This is a genomic window from Pseudomonas sp. 910_21 (assembly GCF_052850735.1).
The window spans coordinates 771,179-790,838 of the sequence record NZ_VXCY01000002.1 but is presented as its reverse complement, the minus strand read 5'-3'; the positions used below and the strand labels follow the sequence as shown (position 1 = coordinate 790,838).

The window sequence follows — 19,660 nt, the reverse complement described above, 5'->3', positions numbered from 1 at the left end:
AACAAGGTCGCGCATTCTACATCGGTTCGACCTGGCTTGCGGGGCGCGGGCGATCTCGTTATAAGTCTCGGCACTTTTAGTGACAAGCCGCCTTCTGCAGACCATGAGCCAAACCGAATCGCTAGACCAAGATCCTGTGTTCCAGTTAAAGGGCAGCATGCTCGCCATCACGGTGCTGGAACTGGCCCGCAACGACCTTGAAGGCCTCGATCGCCAACTGGCCGCGAAGGTCGCCCAGGCGCCGAACTTCTTCAGCAACGCTCCACTGGTACTGGCGCTGGACAAGCTGCCTGCTGCCGAGGGTTCGGTGGATCTGCCAGGGCTGATGCGTGTCTGCCGCCAGCACGGTCTGCGCACCCTGGCGATTCGCGCCAGTCGGATTGAAGACATTGCAGCGGCCATTGCCGTCGATCTGCCAGTGCTGCCACCTTCCGGTGCCCGGGAGCGCCCTCTCGACCCACCGGAAAGCGAGGTCAAGAAAGTACCGGAAAAGCCGCCTGAACCGACCGTCAAGCCGACCCGCATCATCACTTCGCCAGTACGCGGCGGACAGCAGATTTATGCCCAGGGTGGCGATCTGGTAGTGGTGTCCTCGGTCAGCCCCGGCGCGGAACTTCTCGCCGATGGCAATATCCATGTATACGGCCCAATGCGTGGTCGGGCCCTGGCTGGCGTCAAAGGTGACACCAAGGCTCGGATTTTCTGTCAGCAATTGAGCGCTGAACTGATCTCCATCGCTGGTCAGTACAAGGTTTCCGAAGACCTGCGGCGCGACCCCTTGTGGGGCTCTGGAGTCCAGGTCAGCCTGTCGGGTGACGTGTTGAACATCACACGTCTTTAACGGATACTGCCGCATTTTCCAAACATCTCTAAAACGTAGCGATTACGGCTCAAACGAAGTAGGAAATTGGCAATCAGCAGTGTTTATCGACGATAAATGCTGCCGCTGACCGAGCTCCAGCCAAGGCTGTCCGACTGCAGTAGTTTTCAAGAGATGTTTTTCAGGGGCTAAAAGTCCTTTTTCCTTAGGGGTGAAACACCTTGGCCAAGATTCTCGTGGTTACATCCGGCAAGGGTGGTGTGGGTAAAACCACCACCAGCGCCGCTATCGGTACCGGCCTCGCTCTGCGCGGTCACAAAACAGTCATCGTCGACTTCGACGTCGGCCTGCGTAACCTCGACCTGATCATGGGTTGCGAGCGTCGCGTGGTGTATGACTTCGTCAACGTGGTGAATGGCGAAGCCAACCTGCAGCAAGCCCTGATCAAAGACAAGCGCCTGGAAAACCTCTACGTGCTGGCCGCCAGCCAGACCCGCGACAAAGACGCACTGACCCTGGAAGGCGTAGAAAAAGTCCTGATGGAACTCAAGGAAACCTTCGAGTTCGTGGTCTGCGACTCCCCTGCCGGTATCGAGAAAGGCGCGCACCTGGCGATGTACTTCGCTGATGAAGCGATTGTCGTGACCAACCCTGAAGTGTCTTCGGTCCGTGACTCCGACCGTATGCTCGGCCTGCTGGCCAGCAAGTCCCGTCGCGCCGAAAAGGGCGAAGACGCGATCAAGGAACACCTGCTGCTGACCCGTTACAACCCGGAGCGCGTCAGCAACGGCGAAATGCTCGGTGTTGAAGACGTCAAAGAAATTCTCGCAGTGACCCTGCTGGGCGTGATTCCGGAATCCCAGGCCGTGCTCAAGGCTTCCAACCAGGGCGTGCCGGTGATTCTCGACGACCAGAGCGATGCGGGCCAGGCCTACAGCGACGCAGTCGACCGTTTGCTGGGCAAAACCGTGGAACACCGGTTCCTTGATGTCGAGAAGAAGGGATTCTTCGAGCGCCTGTTTGGAGGTAGATAATGAATCTTTTTGACTTCTTTCGTGCCAGCAAAAAGGTCAGCACCGCGTCGGTAGCGAAAGAGCGTCTACAGATCATCGTGGCGCATGAACGCGGCCAGCGCAGCACCCCTGATTACTTGCCCGCCTTGCAGAAGGAACTGGTGGAAGTGATCCGCAAGTACGTCAATATCGGGTCCGACGACGTGCACGTCGCTCTGGAAAACCAGGGCAGTTGCTCGATCCTGGAACTCAATATCACCCTGCCTGATCGCTGATTGATCCGACGGGAGCCACGGCGGCTCGCTGGCCTCATGCATTGCATGGAGGTTGGCGAGCCGCCGTTGGCGTTTGTTACGAGGCTGTTTTAATGCCGTTGTCGAATATCCACATCCTGCATCAGGACCCCGCGGTTCTGGTGGTGAACAAACCCACCCTGCTGCTTTCAGTCCCCGGTCGCGCCGACGACAACAAGGACTGCCTGATCACTCGCCTGCAGGAAAACGGCTACCCCGAAGCCCGTATCGTCCACCGGCTGGATTGGGAAACCTCGGGCATCATTCTCCTGGCCCGGGACGCTGATACCCATCGCGAACTGTCGCGACAGTTTCATGACCGCGAAACCGAAAAAGCCTACACCGCCCTGTGCTGGGGCCAGCCGGAACTGGACAGCGGCAGCATCGATCTGCCCTTGCGTTATGACCCGCCAACCAAACCCCGGCATGTGGTGGACCACGAATTCGGCAAGCACGCCCTGACCTTCTGGCGAGTGCTGGAGCGCTGCGGCGACTGGTGCCGGGTCGAGTTGACCCCCATCACCGGCCGCTCTCATCAGTTGCGGGTACACATGCTGTCCATCGGCCATCCGCTGCTGGGTGACGGCCTTTATGCCCACCCACAGGCACTGGCGGCCTGGCCCCGCCTATGTCTGCACGCCAGCATGCTCAGCTTCACTCACCCGCAGACTGGCGAGCGCCTGCGCTTCGAGTGCCCCGCGCCGTTCTGACACTCCCCACTGTAGGAGCCGGCTTGCCGGTGATGTCGCCCCGGCGCCTGTTCTTCGCCGGCAAGCCGGCTCCTACAAGGCCCGCCTATACGTTAAACTCGCGCCACTGCTGTCTGGAGCTACTTATGCGCGAAGAGTTGAACCAAGGCCTGATCGACTTCCTCAAGGCCTCCCCTACCCCTTTCCATGCCACTGCCAGCCTTGTTCAACGCCTGGAAGCGGCGGGTTACCAGCGCCTAGACGAGCGCGAGCCGTGGACCACCGAAGCCAACGGCCGCTATTACGTCACCCGCAATGACTCCTCCATCGTCGCCTTCAAGCTGGGCCGGCATTCGCCACTGCAAGGTGGCATCCGCCTGGTGGGCGCCCACACCGACAGTCCCTGCCTGAGGGTCAAGCCCCAGCCTGAACTGCAGCGCCAGGGTTTCTGGCAGCTGGGTGTGGAAGTCTATGGCGGCGCACTGCTGGCCCCCTGGTTCGACCGTGACCTGTCGCTGGCCGGCCGCGTGACCTTCCGCCGCGATGGCAAGGTGGAAAGCCAACTGATCGACTTCAAGGCGCCGATCGCGATCATTCCCAACCTGGCCATCCACCTCAACCGTGAAGCCAATCAGGGCTGGGCGATCAACGCGCAGAACGAACTGCCGCCGATCCTGGCCCAGTTCGCCGGCGATGAGCGGGTGGATTTCCGCGCGGTCCTGACCGACCAACTGGCCCGCGAACACGGCCTGAACGCCGATGTGGTGCTGGACTACGAGCTGAGTTTCTACGACACCCAGAGCGCCGCGGTGATCGGCCTGCACGGTGACTTCATTGCCGGTGCTCGCCTGGACAACCTGCTGTCCTGCTACGCCGGGCTGCAGGCCCTGTTGACGGCCGACAGCGAAGAAACCTGCGTACTGGTGTGCAACGACCATGAAGAAGTCGGCTCCTGCTCGGCTTGCGGCGCTGATGGTCCGATGCTCGAACAGACCCTGCGCCGCCTGCTGCCCGAAGGCGACGAGTTCGTCCGCACCATCCAGAAGTCGCTGCTGATTTCCGCAGACAATGCCCACGGCGTACACCCCAACTACGCCGACAAGCACGACGCCAATCACGGCCCGAAACTCAATGCCGGCCCGGTGATCAAGGTCAACAGCAACCAACGCTACGCCACCAACAGCGAAACTGCCGGTTTCTTCCGCCATCTGTGCATGGCCGAGGAAGTCCCGGTGCAGAGTTTCGTGGTGCGCAGCGACATGGGTTGCGGCTCGACCATCGGCCCGATCACCGCCAGCCACCTGGGAGTGCGCACCGTGGACATCGGCCTGCCTACCTTCGCCATGCACTCCATCCGTGAACTCTGTGGCAGCCACGATCTGGCCCACCTGGTAAAGGTTCTGAGCGCCTTCTACGCCAGCCACGAACTGCCCTGAGTTGTAACCGCGGGCCCCTCAGGGGGCCCCGCCGGTTTCTGATACACATCAACCCGGGTCGCGACAAAGCGACCTAGACTTATGAGTACTCTTCCTGACAAGGCCGTCGCCATGATCTCGATGTCTTCGTTCCACTCCATGCTCATCCCGATTCTCACGGGCATGATTCTCCTGGCCATCGGCTTCAACTTCCGGGACAAGAACCTCGGCGTGTTCAGCATGTGGATCGGCATGCTGCTGATTCTCGGCACCGTGGTTTACAAAATCCTCGCCAAACTGGCGGAATAAATGCAGCGCTCGCCCTCGCATTGAATTTGGCGGCCTCGTACACTCGGTCGATCCGACTTTCTCCGAGGTTGACCGCCCAGTGTTCGCTCGTCTTTTCGCCCTGCCCTGCTATGTGCTTGTCTGCCTGCTGACCTTCCTGCCCCTGAGCAGTGCGCAGGCGGTTGGCCTGCCGGGCCTGCTGGGCAACCAGAGCAAACCGCAACCACAAGCAGAAGAGCCGCTGGGGCAGTCTTTGGACGAGGTGATCAAGTCCCTGGAGAACGACCAGCAACGAGCCAAGCTGCTGGCTGATCTGAAAAAGCTCCGGGATGCCACGAAAAAAGCCCAGCCCGCCACTGAAGAAGGCGTGCTCGGCCTGATTGGCGGCACCCTGTCGAGCCTGGAGAAACAGTTCTCCGGCGCTGATAGCCCCTTGACCCGCTGGACCGACGAGTTCGATCAAGCCCAGGAAGAACTGTCGGCACTGATGCTGCCAGCCAGCCAATGGTTGCCGATCATCTTTGCCTTTGCCCTGATCCTCATGGTCTGGAGCCTGCTGGCCGCCGCGCTGATCTGGCTCAGCCATCGGGTACGCCTGCGTTTCGGTCTCACCGATGAACTGCCCCAGCACCCCAAGACCTGGGACTTGCTGCGTTTCGCCCTGCGCAAGCTCGGCCCCTGGCTGATCGCTCTGCTGATCACCGTCTACATGACCTACTCCCTGCCCTCGTCATTGGGCAAGGACCTGGCCATGGTTCTCGCCTACGCCCTGGTGGTGGGCACCTGTTTTTCGGCGATCTGCGTGGTGGCGTTTTCCGTGCTCGATGGTCCGCACCGTCATCGTGCCCTGTATATCCTGCGCCGCCAGGCGTTCCGGCCGCTGTGGTGGATCGGCAGCTTCGCCGCGTTCGGCGAGGCCCTGAGCGACCCACGGATGGTGGCCAGCCTTGGCCAGCACCTGGCCCACACAGCAGCGACTTTCGCCAATGTCATGGCGGCGCTGTCCACCGGGGTGTTCATCCTGCGCTTCCGCCGGCCGATCGCGCACCTGATCCGCAATCAGCCGCTGTCCCGACGCCTGACCCGCCGCGCCTTGAGCGACACCATCGAAATCATCGGCACTTTCTGGTATCTCCCCGCGCTGGTGCTGGTGGGCATTTCGCTGTTCGCCACCTTCGTTTCCGCCGGCGACACCAGCACGGCCCTTCGCCAGTCACTGTTGTGCACGGTGCTGCTGGTGCTGTGCATGGTGATCAACGGCCTGGTTCGGCGCCACGCCCTCAAGCCCCAGCGTGGGCACAAACGCCATGCGCTGTATTCCGAACGGCTGAAAAGCTTCTTCTATACCCTGGCCCACCTGGCGGTTTGGCTGGCATTCATCGAGCTGGGCCTGCGGGTCTGGGGCATGTCGCTGATCCGCTTCACCGAAGGCGACGGCCATGAAGTCAGCGTCAAGCTGTTCAGCCTCGGCGGCACCCTGATCTTTGCCTGGCTGATCTGGATTCTCAGCGACACCGCGGTGCATCACGCACTGACCCGCTCGCGCAAGGGCCTGGCCAACGCCCGCGCACAGACCATGATGCCGCTGATCCGCAACGTGCTGTTCGTGACGATTTTCATCATCGCCACCATCGTCGCCCTGGCCAACATGGGCATGAACGTCACGCCGCTGCTGGCCGGTGCCGGTGTCATCGGTCTGGCCATCGGCTTTGGCGCCCAGTCCCTGGTGGCAGACTTGATTACCGGTCTGTTCATCATCATCGAGGACTCCCTGGCCATCGATGACTACGTGGATGTCGGCGGTCACCTGGGCACCGTCGAGGGCCTGACCATACGCACCGTGCGCCTGCGGGACATCGACGGCATCGTGCACACCATCCCGTTCAGCGAAATCAAGAGCATCAAGAACTACTCCCGAGAGTTCGGCTACGCGATCTTTCGCGTGGCGATTCCCTACAACATGGAGATCGACGACGCGATCAAGCTGATGCGCGATGTTGGCCAGAAGATGCGTACCGATCCCTTGCAACGACGCAACATCTGGTCGCCGCTGGAGATCCAGGGAGTAGAGAGTTTCGAGTCCGGCAGCGCCATTCTCCGAGCCCGCTTCAAGACGGCTCCGATCAAGCAATGGGAAGTGTCACGGGCGTTCAACCTGTCCCTCAAGCGTCACCTGGACGAAGCCGGACTGGACCTGGCCACCCCGCGCATGAGCATCCAGGTGATTACCCCCGGAGGCACGCCGGAAACACAATGATTTGTGTAGGAGCCGGCTTGCCGGCGAACGGCACTGGCGTCTAAAGAACGTCAACGCCAACATGAATCGCGTCATGCCGCCAGAACTCCAGATCGCAATCGATCAGCCGCTCATGCTGGTCATAGTTGACCCGGGCGATGCGCAGCCCGGGGCTGCCCACCGAGACCTTCAAGGCCGCCGCCGCTTCCGGCTGCAATGACGTGGGCACGATCTCGAAGCGCACCCGTCCGTAATGCAGGTCGTAATGCCGGGCATAGAGCTCGGTGATCGACTGGTTCAGGTCCAGCTCAAGAATCTTCGGAAAGTACTTGGGGTTCAGGTAGTGCTCGACATACAGCACCAGGCGCTCATCGATGCGCCGCGCCCGGCAGATCTGGATCACGCTGGACAGCGCCGGTAATTGCAGCCAGGCACAGACTGCCGCCGAAGCCGGTTGCAGGCGCGCCGAGATCACCTCAGTGGAAGGCACTCGTCCCTGGGCACTGACCATGGCGTGGAAATGACTACGCTGCATCAGGTTGTAGGCCAGGCGCGGCGGCGAAACAAACCAGCCACGGCGCTCCTCACGGTAGATCTGCCCCTGGGCCTCCAGTTGCAGCAAGGCCTCGCGCACAGTGATGCGGGTAGTGGCGAACAACTCGCTGAGCTTGCGCTCGGCCGGCAGCTTGCTACCGGGTGCCAACAGACCATGGGCGATCTGCTCCTGCAGGACCTGGCCGATGGCTGTCACCGCTTTGGTTGCATCAATACGCATCAACGTTACCTATCTGGACTAGACCAGCACTGTTTCAGGGCAGCGCAGGGGCCGGGGCAGTGCTCTGCATCCGTGTCGAAAGCCTAGGCAATGCATATGACTGATAGATGACAAAGCCACTGAGCAGGTCTCTGACAAACTTGCAAATTACCCGCCAGAACCTTGCAGAACGGGTGTTTTGGCATGGTCTACGCTTATTTCGCAGCCCCGGACCTGCACACGAATCCAGGTGCCGACCGCAGGCACCGACATCAAAGTGTCATCCAACACGCCTAAATTGGCTCAGGTATTGCTGACCTAGACCAACCCATCGCAAGACTGTCGATAACAACGCAGCGTTGAACACACCCAAAGGAGCTTCGGATGAAACAGCTTTTCCTGGCATCACTGTTAGGCTCGACCATTGCCCTGTGCACCGCCGCCATGGCCGCTGATAACGACCTGAAAACCCTTGAAGCCGCTGCCAAAGCGGAAGGCGCCGTGAACAGCGTCGGCATGCCCGACGACTGGGCCAACTGGAAAGGCACCTGGGAGGACCTGGCGAAAACCTACGGCCTCAAGCACATCGACACCGACATGAGTTCGGCCCAGGAAATCGCCAAGTTCGCCGCGGAGAAAGACAACGCCAGCGCCGACATCGGCGACGTTGGCGCCGCCTTCGGCCCGATCGCAGTCAAACAGGGCGTAGCCCAACCTTACAAGCCGAGCACCTGGGCTCAGGTCCCGGATTGGGCCAAGGACAAGGACGGCAACTGGGCGCTGGCCTACACCGGCACCATCGCCTTCATCGTCAATAAAAAGCTGCTGCACGGCTCTGATGCACCGAAGAGCTGGGCCGACCTGGAAAAAGGCAAGTACAAGGTTTCCATCGGTGACGTGAGCACCGCCGCACAAGCCGCCAACGGCGTGCTGGCTGCCGCCATTGCCAAGGGCGGTGACGAGAAGAACATCCAGCCAGCGCTGCTGATGTTCGCCGAAATTGCCAAGCAAGGCCGCCTGTCCCTGGCCAACCCGACCATCGCCACCATGGAGAAAGGTGAGGTGGAAGTGGGCGTGGTCTGGGACTTCAACGGCCTCAGCTACCGCAACAAGATGGTCAACAAGGATGACTACGAAGTGCTGATCCCATCCGATGGCTCGGTCATCTCCGGCTACACCACCATCATCAACAAATACGCCAAGCATCCCAATGCCGCCAAACTGGCTCGCGAGTACATCTTCAGCGATGCCGGTCAGACCAACCTGGCACGCGGCAATGCGCGCCCGATCCGTGCCGAGCACCTGACCCTGCCGGCGGACGTCCAGGCCAACCTGCTGCCCAACGAACAGTACAAGCACGTGACCCCGATCAAGGACGCCGACGCCTGGGAGAAAACCTCCAAGTCCCTGCCGCAGAAGTGGCAGGAAGAAGTGATCATCAACATGCCGTAATGCTGCATCAGTCGTAGGAGCCGGCTTGCCGGCGAAGGCCTGTACGAGCGTGCAGATGCCTTCGCCGGCAAGCGCAACGCCGCCCGGCCACTCCTACAGGTTCCATGCGTTGCCTGATCCCGGAGTTCTCCCGCTCATGAAGCACAACGTCATCCTTGTGGTGCTCGACGGCCTCAACCACGAAGTTGCCCGACACGCCATGGGCCACCTGCAAGCCTACGTCGGCGCAGGCCGCGCCGCCCTGTACAAGCTGCAATGCGAATTACCGGCCCTGTCCCGCCCCCTGTACGAATGTATCCTCACCGGTGTCACGCCGATCGACAGCGGTATCGTCCACAACCAGGTCTCGCGCCTGTCCAACCAGCGCAGCATTTTCCACTATGCTCGCGACGCCGGCCGCTCCACTGCCGCCGCGGCCTATCACTGGGTCAGCGAGCTGTACAACCGCAGCCCGTTCAATGCACCACAGGACCGGCACACCGCCAACCCCGATCTGCCGATCCAGTACGGCCACTTCTACTGGAGCGATCACTACCCCGACGCCCACCTGTTCGCCGATGCGGAGAGCCTGCGCCTGCGGTACCAACCGGACTTTCTCCTGGTACACCCGATGAACATCGACGACGCCGGGCACAAGCACGGCCTCGACAGCACCCAGTACCGCAACAGCGCGCGTTCGGCTGACATCATTCTCGCCGACTACCTGCAAGGCTGGCTCGATGCCGGCTACCAGGTTTTGGTGACTGCCGACCACGGCATGAACAACGACCGCTCCCACAACGGCCTGCTGGCCGAGGAGCGGGAAGTCCCGCTGTTCGTTCTCGGCAATGCCTTCAGTCTCGATGCCAACGCCACGCCGAAACAGACCGAACTGTGCGGCACGATCTGCCAGTTGCTCGGCGTGCCCCATGACAAACCCTTCTGCCGGGAGCTGTTGCAGTGAATTCAGTCACCCGTGGCAAATGGCTGGCGGCCCTCTGTCTAGTGCCCTTTGCCCTGTTTTTCATCGTGTTCCAGATCGCCCCGCTGGTGTGGGTACTGATCAACAGCCTGCAGTCGGAAGAGTTCGGCTGGGGCCTGGCCAACTTCAGCAAGATCTTCAGCTCGAAGTTCTACCTGCAGGCGATCCAGTACAGCCTGGAGATCAGTTTCTGGTCCAGCGTGTTCGGCATCATCATCGCGGTACTGGGCAGCTACTCGCTGCGCCGGGTCGACTCCAGACTGCGCAACTTCGTCAACGCCTTCGCCAACATGACCAGCAACTTCGCCGGTGTGCCCCTGGCCTTCGCCTTCATCATCCTCCTGGGGTTCAACGGCACCATCACCATCATGCTCAAGCAGTCGGGGATCATTCAGGACTTCAACCTGTACTCCAAGACCGGGCTGATCATTCTCTACACCTACTTTCAGATTCCCCTGGGTGTGCTGCTGCTGTACCCGGCCTTCGACGCCCTGCGCGAAGACTGGCGTGAATCCGCCGCGTTGCTGGGGGCCAACGGCTGGCAGTTCTGGCGCCACATCGGTCTGCCCGTGCTGACCCCGGCATTGCTGGGCACCTTCGTGATCCTGCTGGCCAACGCCCTGGGCGCCTATGCCACGGTCTACGCCCTGACCACCGGCAACTTCAACGTGCTGCCGATCCGCATTGCCGCCATGGTTTCCGGGGATATCTCCCTGGACCCGAACATGGCCAGCGCCCTGGCGGTGGTGCTGGTGGCCCTGATGACCCTGGTAACCATCGTCCATCAGTTGCTGTTGAAGAGGAGCTACCATGTCTCGCGCTGAACCCGGCTCCGCCGCTCTGTACCACCGGGTGGTGGTCTACCTGCTGTTCGCCATCCTGTTGCTGCCACTGCTGGGGACCTTTGTCTACTCCATCGCCAGCAGTTGGTCAGCCACCATCCTGCCCAGCGGCTTGACCTTCAAGTGGTACCTGCAACTGTGGAGCGACCCGCGCTTCCTCAATGCCTTCGGCCAGTCGCTGCTGGTTTGCGTTGGGGCGCTGGTGCTTTCAGTGGTGCTGATCCTGCCGCTGCTGTTTGTGGTGCACTACCACTTTCCCAAGCTCGACGCGCTGATGAACATCCTGATCCTGCTGCCCTTCGCGGTGCCGCCCGTGGTGTCTTCAGTGGGCCTGCTGCAACTCTATGGCTCAGGCCCCTTCGCCATGGTTGGCACGCCTTGGATTCTCATCGGCTGTTATTTCACTGTCGCCCTGCCATTCATGTACCGGGCCATCACCAACAACCTGCAAGCGATCAACCTGCGGGACCTGATGGACGCCGCCCAACTGCTGGGCGCCAGTACCTGGCAGGCGGCCTTTCTGGTGGTGCTGCCAAACCTGCGCAAAGGTCTGATGGTGGCGCTGCTGCTGTCCTTCTCCTTCCTGTTCGGCGAATTCGTGTTTGCCAACATCCTGGTGGGCACCCGCTATGAAACCCTGCAGGTCTACCTGAACAACATGCGCAACAGCAGCGGCCACTTCACCAGCGCCCTGGTGATCTCCTACTTCTTCTTTGTGCTGGTTCTGACCTGGGCCGCCAACATCTTGAACAAGGACAAAAGCCAATGAGCTTCGTCAGCGTCCAACACCTGCAAAAGAACTACGCAGGCACCACGGTGTTCAGCGATATCAATTGCGAGATCCAGAAAGGTGAGTTCGTCACCCTGCTGGGCCCGTCCGGCTGCGGCAAGTCCACCCTGCTGCGCTGCATCGCCGGGCTGACCCCGGTGGACGGCGGCAAGATCTTTCTCGATGGCCAGGACATAGTGCCCTTGAGCCCGCAGAAACGCGGGATCGGCATGGTGTTTCAGAGCTACGCGCTGTTCCCCAACATGACCGTGGAACAGAACGTCGCCTTCGGCCTGCGCATGCAGAAGGTCAACGCCGATGACAGTCGCAAGCGGGTCCTTGAAGCCTTGCAACTGGTGGAGCTCAACGACTTCGCCAATCGTTATCCACATCAACTGTCCGGTGGCCAGTGCCAGCGGGTGGCCCTGGCCCGCTCACTGGTGACCCGGCCGCGCTTGCTGTTGCTGGACGAACCGCTGTCAGCCCTGGATGCGCGTATTCGCAAGCACCTGCGTGAACAGATCCGCAACATCCAGCGGGAACTGGGGCTGACCACGATTTTTGTCACCCATGATCAAGAGGAGGCCCTGACCATGTCCGATCGGATCTTCCTGATGAACCAGGGCAGGATTGTCCAGAGCGGCGATGCCGAGACGCTCTACACAGCGCCCGTGGATGTATTCGCAGCAGGTTTTATTGGCAACTACAACCTGCTGGACGCCGAAAGTGCCAGCAAGCTGCTGCAGCGCCCGGTCAGCGGGCGTATCGCCATTCGCCCGGAAGCCATCGAACTTGGCAGGGAGGGCCAGCTCGATGCACTGGTTCGCAGCCACAGCCTGCTGGGCAATGTGATTCGCTACCGGGTCGAGGCTCGCGGCGTGGAGCTGGTGGTGGATGTTCTCAACCGTTCGGCCGATGACCTGCACGCTGACGGCCAACGTCTGGCACTGACCATCGATCCTGCCGCCCTGTGTGAGGTAGCCTGACGGCTTTCACGCAATTGATCCTGAAGAGAGAGCTGCACTGATGGCCTTGGCAATTTTTGATCTGGACGAAACCCTGATTCACGGCGACTGCGCCACCCTCTGGAGCGCACAGATGGGCCGCCTTGGCTGGGTCGACAGCGAGTCGTTCATGCGTCGCAACAACGAACTGATGGACGCCTACAGTCATGGCAAGTTGGCCATGGAGGAGTTCATGAGCTTCAGCCTGGAACCCATGGCGGGACGCACCCCGGAAGAGGTAGCGCACCTGGTGGAGCCTTGGGTGGAAGAGGTGATCGAGCCGATCATTTTCAGTGAGGCGTGCACCACCATTGCGGCCCACCGCAAGGCCGGCGACCGGATTCTGGTGATTTCCGCCTCGGGCACCCATCTGGTGAAGCCGATTGCCGCTCGCCTGGGCATCGACGAAGTGCTGGGGATTGAGCTGGAAGTGCTGCACGGCGTGTACAGCGGTCACACCCTTGGCACCCTGACCTACCGCGAAGGCAAGATCACCCGCTTGCTGGAATGGCTGGACGCCGAAGAAGAAAACCTGGAAGGCGCAACGTTCTACTCCGATTCGCGCAATGACCTGCCGCTGCTGCTGCGGGTCGACCATCCCCAGGTAGTGAACCCCGACCCGGTACTACGCGAGCACGCACAAAAGGCCGGCTGGCCGATCCATCACTGGAAATAATCCCCCTCCCGAAATTCGTTGGCTGCCAGCTTGTGTAGGAGCTGGCTTGCCAGCGAACAGCCCCAAAAGCCTGGAGCAAGGTTCGCCAGCAAGCCGGCCCCTACCACAGCAATCACCTCAGGCTGGAGTCGATCACCAGCACCAGCTTGCCCGAGACCTGATTGGTCGCCAGCTCGGCAAAAGCCGCTTCCGCATCCTGAATCGGGAAGGTCTTGGCCAATTGCGGGCTCAGACGCCCTTCGCTGAACAGCGGCCAGACATTCTGCCCAAGGTCGCTCAACAGGTCGGCCTTGAACTGTTCATTGCGGCTGCGCAGGGTCGAACCCAGTAACTGGATACGCTTGGCCAGCACTTGAGCCAGGTCCAGTTGCGCTTCACGCCCCCCCATCAGGCCGATCAATACCCAGCGTCCATCCAGGGCCAGCAGTTTGAGATTGTTGGCTGCATAATTGGCACCCACCGGGTCGAGAATCACATCGAAAGGCGCAAAATCCCGCAGCGCCTCAAGGCCATCGGTACGCACCACACCGCCTTGGGCGCCCAAGCTCTCGCAGTAGGCCAGGCGATCCGCGGAACCAACGCTGACCCAGCACGGATTGCCGAATGCCTTGCACAGCTGGATGGCGGCCGAACCGACGCCGCTGGCCCCCGCGTGCAACAGCACCTTCTCGCCAGGCTTGAGCGCCGCCAGTTGGAACAGATTGAGCCAGGCCGTGCTGTAGACCTCGGGCAACGCCGCGGCCTCGGCCAGGGACAGCCCCTCGGGCACCGGCAGTACATGGCGTGCATCAACCACCACTTCCTCGGCCATGCCGCCACCGGCCAGCAGCGCACACACCCGATCACCGATCTGCCAGGAAGAACCCGGCCCCACTTCGCTGATAATCCCGGAGCACTCCAGGCCCAGGATCGGGCTGGCTCCCGGAGGGGGCGGATAGAGACCTGCACGCTGCAACAGGTCGGCCCGATTGAGCCCCGCAGCCGCCACCCGAATGCGAACTTGCCCTACATCACAGGCAGGACTTGGCTCTTCAACCCACTCCACATGACCTTCAACGCCTTGCAATGCTTTCACAGTGCCTCCATAGTGAGTCTGGACTGAGCCCGGAGCGGTAGCACCGGGCTTTTTGCATTATGCGACCGGTCCTTATGGAACCGGCGACTTCAAAGACGGCCTAATATGCGTTATCAATTGCCCCCGCGTCGAATCAGCATGAAGCATTTGTTCCCCAGCACCGCCCTCGCCCTATTCATTGGTTTCGGCCTTCTGCCGATGTCGACCAATACGTTCGCAGCCAATAGCTGGGATCAACTTCAGCCCGATCGCGATGAGGTAATTGCCAGCCTCAATGTTGTAGAACTGCTCAAACGCCACCATTACAGCAAACCGCCGCTGGATGATGCGCGCTCAGTGATCATCTACGACAGCTACCTGAAGCTGCTGGACCCATCGCGCAGCTACTTCATGGCCAGCGATATCGCGGAGTTCGACAAATGGAAAACCCAGTTTGACGACTTCCTCAAGAGCGGCGACCTGAATGCCGGTTTCACCATCTACAAGCGTTATCTGGACCGGGTCAAAGCGCGTCTGGACTTCGCCTTGGCGGAACTCAACAAAGGCGTCGACAAAATTGACTTCAACGCCAAGGAAACCTTGCTGATCGACCGCAAGGACGCCCCTTGGCTCAAGACCACCGCAGAGCTCGACGACCTGTGGCGCAAACGCGTCAAGGACGAAGTGCTGCGGATGAAAATCGCTGGCAAGGAGCCCAAGCAGATTCAGGAGACGCTGACCAAGCGTTACAAGAATCAGCTGGCGCGCCTGGACCAGACCCGGGCCGAAGACATCTTCCAGGCCTACATCAATACCTTCGCCATGTCTTACGACCCGCATACCAACTATCTTTCGCCGGATAACGCGGAAAACTTCGACATCAACATGAGCCTGTCGCTGGAAGGCATCGGCGCCGTGCTGCAGAGCGACAACGACCAGGTCAAGGTCGTGCGCCTGGTGCCAGCAGGCCCGGCGGACAAAACCAAGCAGGTAGCTCCCGCAGACAAGATCATCGGTGTCGCCCAGGGCGACAAGGAAATGGTCGACGTAGTGGGCTGGCGCCTGGACGAAGTGGTCAAACTGATCCGTGGCCCGAAAGGCACCCTGGTACGCCTGGAAGTGATTCCGGCCAGCAATGCGCCAAACGACCAGACCAGCAAGATCGTGCCTATCACCCGCGAAGCGGTGAAGCTCGAAGACCAGGCGGTGAAGAAGTCGATCCTCAACCTCAAGCAGGATGGGAAGGACTACAAGCTCGGGGTGATCGAGATCCCGGCCTTCTACCTGGACTTCAAGGCCTTCCGTGCTGGCGATCCGGACTACAAGAGCACCACCCGTGACGTGAAGAAACTGCTGACCGAGTTGCAGAAAGACAAGGTTGACGGTGTAGTCATCGACCTGCGCAACAACGGCGGCGGCTCTCTTCAGGAAGCCACCGAACTGACCAGCCTGTTCATCGACAAGGGCCCGACCGTGCTGGTACGCAACGCCGATGGCCGTGTGGATGTGCTCGAAGACGAAAACCCCGGCGCCTTCTACAAAGGCCCGATGGCACTGCTGGTCAACCGTCTCTCGGCCTCGGCCTCGGAGATCTTCGCCGGCGCCATGCAGGACTACCACCGGGCGCTGATCATCGGTGGCCAGACCTTCGGTAAAGGTACAGTGCAAACCATTCAGCCACTGAACCATGGCGAGCTGAAACTGACCCTGGCCAAGTTCTATCGGGTTTCCGGCCAGAGCACCCAGCATCAGGGCGTTCTTCCGGATATCGGTTACCCGTCGATCATCGACACCAAGGAAATCGGCGAGAGCGCACTGCCTGAAGCCATGCCATGGGACACCATTCGCCCGGCCATCAAACCGGCAGTGGATCCGTTCAAGCCGTTCCTGGCCCAGCTCAAGGCCGAACATGAAAATCGTTCGGCGAAGGATCCGGAGTTTGTGTTCATCCGCGACAAGCTGGCCCTGGCACAGAAGCTGATGGCGGAAAAAACCGTCAGCCTCAACGAAGCGGATCGTCGGGCACAGCATGCCGACATCGAAGCCAAGCAACTGGCTCTGGAAAATGCTCGTCGCAAAGCCAAGGGTGAAGAGCCGCTCAAAGAGCTGAAAAAAGAAGACGAGGATGCACTGGCTGCTGCCGAGCCGGACAAAACCAAGCCGGAAGACGATGCCTACCTGAGTGAGACCGGGCGCATTCTGCTGGACTATCTGAAGCTCAACACCTCGGTGGCCAAGCACTGAAGATGATGGCAATTTAATTCGATCGCTCCTCGGATCGTCATTAAACAGTCATCATTCTGTCGTGAAATGAAGGACCGGGCGCCGCTCTTGAATCAGGAGCGGTGCCCGGTCCTTTTTTTATCGATAGAGATCGCCATGACCACGACCGAACAGCTGAGTGCATTGAGTTCAATCCTGGCTCAAAGCGGTTTGCACAGCCTGTTCCAACCGATCATTTCTCTCTCGCAGCGACGCATCCTCGGATACGAAGCCTTGAGCCGCGGCCCCTCCAACAGCCCCCTGCACTCACCGGTCGCCTTGTTTGCCGTGGCCCGCCAGGCCGGGCGCCTGAGCGAACTGGAGATCGCTTGCCGCCACAGCGCCTGCAAACGCTTCAGCGAGCAGCAGTTACCCGGCAAGCTGTTCCTTAACGTATCTCCGGAGTCTCTGCTGGAGGCGGCCCACCAACCCGGCCGTACCCTGCAACTGCTGCAAGACTTTGGCATTCCTCCGAGCCAGGTGGTGATCGAACTCACCGAACAGACCCCCATCGACGACTTTCAGCTATTGCACAATGCCCTGCATCACTACCGGGACATGGGATTTTCCATCGCCCTGGATGACCTCGGCGCCGGTTACTCCAGCCTGCGCCTGTGGTCCGAGCTGCGGCCAGACTATGTAAAGATCGACCGGCACTTTATCGATGGCATCCATCAGGACGCGCTAAAACGCGAATTCGTCGGCTCGATCCTGCAGATTGCCAAGGCATCCCGCGCCCAGGTGATCGCCGAAGGGATTGAGATGCACGAGGAGCTGGCGGTGCTCAGTGAAATGGGTGTCGATCTGGTCCAGGGCTACTTGCTGTGCCGACCGCAGGAACAACCGCCCCGGGATGCCCGGGCGATGATGCCCAAGCATGACCACACCAGCGTGGCACTCAACGATGAAGGCAGTGACCTCAGCGCGCTGCTCAACGAACAGCCCGCCGTGGCCCGCAACACCCCGACAGCCAACGTGCTGGAAGCCTTTCGCCGGCAAGCCAACCTCAACTCTCTGGCGGTCCTCGACGAACAGGGCCAACCCTGCGGGATCGTCCACCGGCATTCGCTTTCGGATGCCCTGCTCAAGCCATTCGCCACCGATCTTTTTGCCCGCAAACCCATCAGCCGCCTGATGAATGACGACTTCCTCGCCGTCGAACTCAGCCAGTCCCTGCAACAGGTGAGCCGCCTGATCACCAGTCGCGCTCGGCAACGCATCGAGGAGGACTTCATCATTACCCTGAACGGGCACTACCTGGGGCTGGGACGGGTAATCGATGTGCTCAAACTGATCACCGAATTGAAAATCCAGCAGGCGCGCTATGCCAATCCCCTAACCCTGTTACCGGGCAATGTGCCCATCCAGCAATGCCTGACCCGCCTGCTGCAGCAAGGGCGCGAGTCAGTGATCTGTTACGTGGACATCGACAGCTTCAAGCCCTTCAACGATATCTACGGTTATGGCCGTGGCGATGAAGTGCTGCTGTGCCTGGCCCAATGCCTGAATGATCGGGTCGATCCGAGTCGTGACTTCGTCGGGCATATTGGCGGGGATGATTTCTTGCTGGTGCTCGGACCTGAAGACTGGCAAAGGCGCCTGAACCAGCTGCTGGACGACTTTCACAGTCAGTGCCGGCGCTTCTACCGCAGCGAACACCTGGAGGCTGGCTGTTTTGTCGCCCCCAACCGTCAAGGAGTGCGTCAGGAGTTCCCCCTGCTGTCACTGTCCATCGGCGTCGTGCACTTGTATCCACAGGCCTGTGGACAACTGGACTCCAGCCAATTGGCAGAGCTGGCGTCCCAGGCCAAGCATCATGCCAAGAATGTTCAGGGTTACAGCATCCACGTGATCGACAGCCTGGAAGCTGCAGCCCGCATGGGAAGCGAGGCGCTCAAGGAACCGATGCGGGATCAGGATGCGAAGACTGATTCAGCTGCGTCAGCTTGAGCTCCGCCAGGGGATGCCCGGCCTTGGCCGAGAGCGTCCACCAACGGCTCGCCTCGGCAGCATCAGGAGCCTTGCTGGCGGAGCCGGCGAGGCTGATCACCCCCAGTTGATAGGCGGCCTTACCGTCACCGGCCAACGCCGCCAGGCGCAGCAGACGAATGCCCTCCTCCCGCGCCCCAAGCCCCTGTCCACGAAAGGTCAGGATGTGTCCGTAGAAACTTTGCGCGTCGACATCCCCCAGATTGGCCATGCGCGCGAATTGCCCCTCCATCCAGCGCCAACTGCGGGGTTCACGGATAAACCACGGCCAATGAAACAACCGGCGCGCCAGCCAATAGCTGAGTCGTGCCTTGAGTCGCCAGAACATTCAAGCCTCCGCTGATTCGGGGTATTCGTACTCGAACACGCGCACCACTTCCGAAGCGTGCCATGAAGCAGCGGCCACGCCATCGGACGGCCCGGAAAAACGTCCCAAACGCTCCACACACTCAAAGAATCCGGTACGAGGCAAACGGCTGGCCCCTTGGCTGATCACCAATGAGCTGCGCAATGGCTGTTCGGCCCGGGCATCCAGGGCCGCCAGATGCTCCAGCGCGGCCGTCAGGGTTTGCATGGCCGGGCTAGGCAGCTGCAATCGCTCCAGCAATGCCCGGTAGGTTAAAAGATGGCGTTGACGACGGGCTTGATCCAGCTCACCCAACAGCCCATCCCAGTGCTGACGACTGATCCTTACACTCACGATTGCTCCCTCCACCCCGGCACCGTCAACTCCCAGGCCAGGCTGCGGCGAATCGCAGCGTCGGGTTGACGCTCGCCACTTTCAATGAGGGCCAGGTAAGACGGACTGATACCTACTTTGCGGGCCAGCGCCTCAATGGCGATGCCCTTCCCTTCGCGCAGATTGCGTAATTGATCCAGGCCCGGAAGACTCTGGGCTGGTGGCGCCGCCTGAGAGGTTGCAGCGGCGTACGGTAGTTGTTCGGTGAGACCTGCGGCTGTCAATAAAGCTTGATACTGAGCCCACGGCAGAACCGCATATTCGGGCTCGCCATCGCGTTCAATAATCTGAATATCCATTACTACCCCGTAGGACAACGACTCTTACCGAGTCGGACTTTTCCCTTGAAGTGTAATCCTAACAGCGGCGGCGGTCGCGGGGAGCATGATTGTTGAGGGAGCGAG

General features: G+C 60.6%; 20 protein-coding genes. 15 read left to right on the top strand and 5 right to left on the bottom strand.

Annotated elements, in window-relative coordinates; translation table 11 throughout:
- Positions 1-103: 103 nt before the first annotated feature.
- From minC to FW796_RS08765, 7 genes are all read left to right on the top strand, one after another.
- The gene (gene minC / locus FW796_RS08795) at positions 104-841 is read left to right on the top strand and encodes a septum site-determining protein MinC (RefSeq protein WP_102860793.1); all 738 of its coding nucleotides are present in this window, start codon (positions 104-106) and stop codon (positions 839-841) included.
- Positions 842-1,041: 200 nt separating this feature from the next.
- A complete protein-coding gene (minD, locus tag FW796_RS08790) occupies positions 1,042-1,854 on the top strand; it encodes a septum site-determining protein MinD (protein WP_011062650.1) in 813 nt (270 codons plus the stop codon).
- Entirely contained in the window at positions 1,854-2,108 is a 255-nt protein-coding gene (gene minE / locus FW796_RS08785; RefSeq protein WP_007898843.1) for a cell division topological specificity factor MinE, read from the top strand. The genes minD and minE overlap by 1 nt, the downstream gene beginning before the upstream one ends.
- A 92-nt stretch (positions 2,109-2,200) precedes the next feature.
- The gene (locus tag FW796_RS08780) at positions 2,201-2,836 is read left to right on the top strand and encodes an RluA family pseudouridine synthase (protein WP_015636609.1); all 636 of its coding nucleotides are present in this window, start codon (positions 2,201-2,203) and stop codon (positions 2,834-2,836) included.
- 125 nt (positions 2,837-2,961) lie between these two features.
- Entirely contained in the window at positions 2,962-4,251 is a 1,290-nt protein-coding gene (locus FW796_RS08775; protein WP_077934615.1) for a M18 family aminopeptidase, read from the top strand.
- A gap of 81 nt (positions 4,252-4,332) precedes the next feature.
- On the top strand, positions 4,333-4,539 hold the full coding sequence (locus FW796_RS08770; RefSeq protein WP_346632574.1) for a hypothetical protein: 207 nt from the start codon (positions 4,333-4,335) through the stop codon (positions 4,537-4,539).
- Between the two features lie 79 nt (positions 4,540-4,618).
- Positions 4,619-6,775: a mechanosensitive ion channel family protein gene (locus FW796_RS08765; protein ID WP_346632249.1), complete on the top strand. Its 2,157-nt coding sequence runs from the start codon at positions 4,619-4,621 to the stop codon at positions 6,773-6,775.
- A 40-nt stretch (positions 6,776-6,815) separates the two neighbouring features.
- Here FW796_RS08765 and FW796_RS08760 read toward each other — a convergent pair whose 3' ends face one another.
- Positions 6,816-7,529, bottom strand: coding sequence for a UTRA domain-containing protein (locus tag FW796_RS08760; RefSeq protein ID WP_346632250.1), 714 nt, complete (start codon positions 7,527-7,529; stop codon positions 6,816-6,818).
- Between the two features lie 363 nt (positions 7,530-7,892).
- Between FW796_RS08760 and FW796_RS08755 the strand changes: the two genes are divergently transcribed.
- From FW796_RS08755 to FW796_RS08730, 6 genes are all read left to right on the top strand, one after another.
- On the top strand, positions 7,893-8,960 hold the full coding sequence (locus FW796_RS08755; RefSeq protein WP_446439250.1) for an ABC transporter substrate-binding protein: 1,068 nt from the start codon (positions 7,893-7,895) through the stop codon (positions 8,958-8,960).
- A gap of 136 nt (positions 8,961-9,096) precedes the next feature.
- The gene (locus FW796_RS08750) at positions 9,097-9,903 is read left to right on the top strand and encodes an alkaline phosphatase family protein (RefSeq protein WP_346632252.1); all 807 of its coding nucleotides are present in this window, start codon (positions 9,097-9,099) and stop codon (positions 9,901-9,903) included.
- On the top strand, positions 9,900-10,745 hold the full coding sequence (locus FW796_RS08745; protein WP_346632253.1) for an ABC transporter permease: 846 nt from the start codon (positions 9,900-9,902) through the stop codon (positions 10,743-10,745). Before FW796_RS08750 ends, FW796_RS08745 begins: the two co-directional genes overlap by 4 nt.
- Positions 10,732-11,532, top strand: a complete 801-nt coding sequence (locus FW796_RS08740) for an ABC transporter permease (protein WP_123726966.1) — start codon at positions 10,732-10,734, stop codon at positions 11,530-11,532. The genes FW796_RS08745 and FW796_RS08740 overlap by 14 nt, the downstream gene beginning before the upstream one ends.
- Positions 11,529-12,518: an ABC transporter ATP-binding protein gene (locus tag FW796_RS08735; RefSeq protein WP_346632254.1), complete on the top strand. Its 990-nt coding sequence runs from the start codon at positions 11,529-11,531 to the stop codon at positions 12,516-12,518. Before FW796_RS08740 ends, FW796_RS08735 begins: the two co-directional genes overlap by 4 nt.
- A gap of 40 nt (positions 12,519-12,558) precedes the next feature.
- Positions 12,559-13,212, top strand: coding sequence for an HAD family hydrolase (locus FW796_RS08730; protein WP_123726964.1), 654 nt, complete (start codon positions 12,559-12,561; stop codon positions 13,210-13,212).
- A 112-nt stretch (positions 13,213-13,324) separates the two neighbouring features.
- Here the strand turns inward: FW796_RS08730 and FW796_RS08725 are convergent, their stop codons facing one another.
- The gene (locus tag FW796_RS08725) at positions 13,325-14,287 is read right to left on the bottom strand and encodes an NAD(P)H-quinone oxidoreductase (protein WP_346632255.1); all 963 of its coding nucleotides are present in this window, start codon (positions 14,285-14,287) and stop codon (positions 13,325-13,327) included.
- Between the two features lie 138 nt (positions 14,288-14,425).
- Between FW796_RS08725 and FW796_RS08720 the strand changes: the two genes are divergently transcribed.
- Together FW796_RS08720 and FW796_RS08715 are read left to right on the top strand one after the other, a co-directional pair.
- Complete coding sequence (locus tag FW796_RS08720) at positions 14,426-16,510, top strand: carboxy terminal-processing peptidase (protein ID WP_346632256.1); 2,085 nt, start codon at positions 14,426-14,428, stop codon at positions 16,508-16,510.
- A gap of 135 nt (positions 16,511-16,645) precedes the next feature.
- On the top strand, positions 16,646-18,478 hold the full coding sequence (locus tag FW796_RS08715; protein ID WP_346632257.1) for a bifunctional diguanylate cyclase/phosphodiesterase: 1,833 nt from the start codon (positions 16,646-16,648) through the stop codon (positions 18,476-18,478).
- Here FW796_RS08715 and FW796_RS08710 read toward each other — a convergent pair.
- The 3 genes from FW796_RS08710 to FW796_RS08700 are packed head-to-tail and all read right to left on the bottom strand — an operon-like array spanning position 18,423 to position 19,555.
- Positions 18,423-18,845: a sel1 repeat family protein gene (locus FW796_RS08710; protein WP_346632258.1), complete on the bottom strand. Its 423-nt coding sequence runs from the start codon at positions 18,843-18,845 to the stop codon at positions 18,423-18,425. The genes FW796_RS08715 and FW796_RS08710 overlap by 56 nt on opposite strands.
- Positions 18,846-19,217: a hypothetical protein gene (locus FW796_RS08705; protein WP_003179080.1), complete on the bottom strand. Its 372-nt coding sequence runs from the start codon at positions 19,215-19,217 to the stop codon at positions 18,846-18,848.
- Positions 19,214-19,555 (bottom strand): helix-turn-helix domain-containing protein, encoded by a 342-nt coding sequence (locus tag FW796_RS08700; protein ID WP_346632259.1) that lies wholly within the window; start codon positions 19,553-19,555, stop codon positions 19,214-19,216. The genes FW796_RS08705 and FW796_RS08700 overlap by 4 nt, the downstream gene beginning before the upstream one ends.
- Between the last annotated feature and the right edge of the window lie 105 nt (positions 19,556-19,660).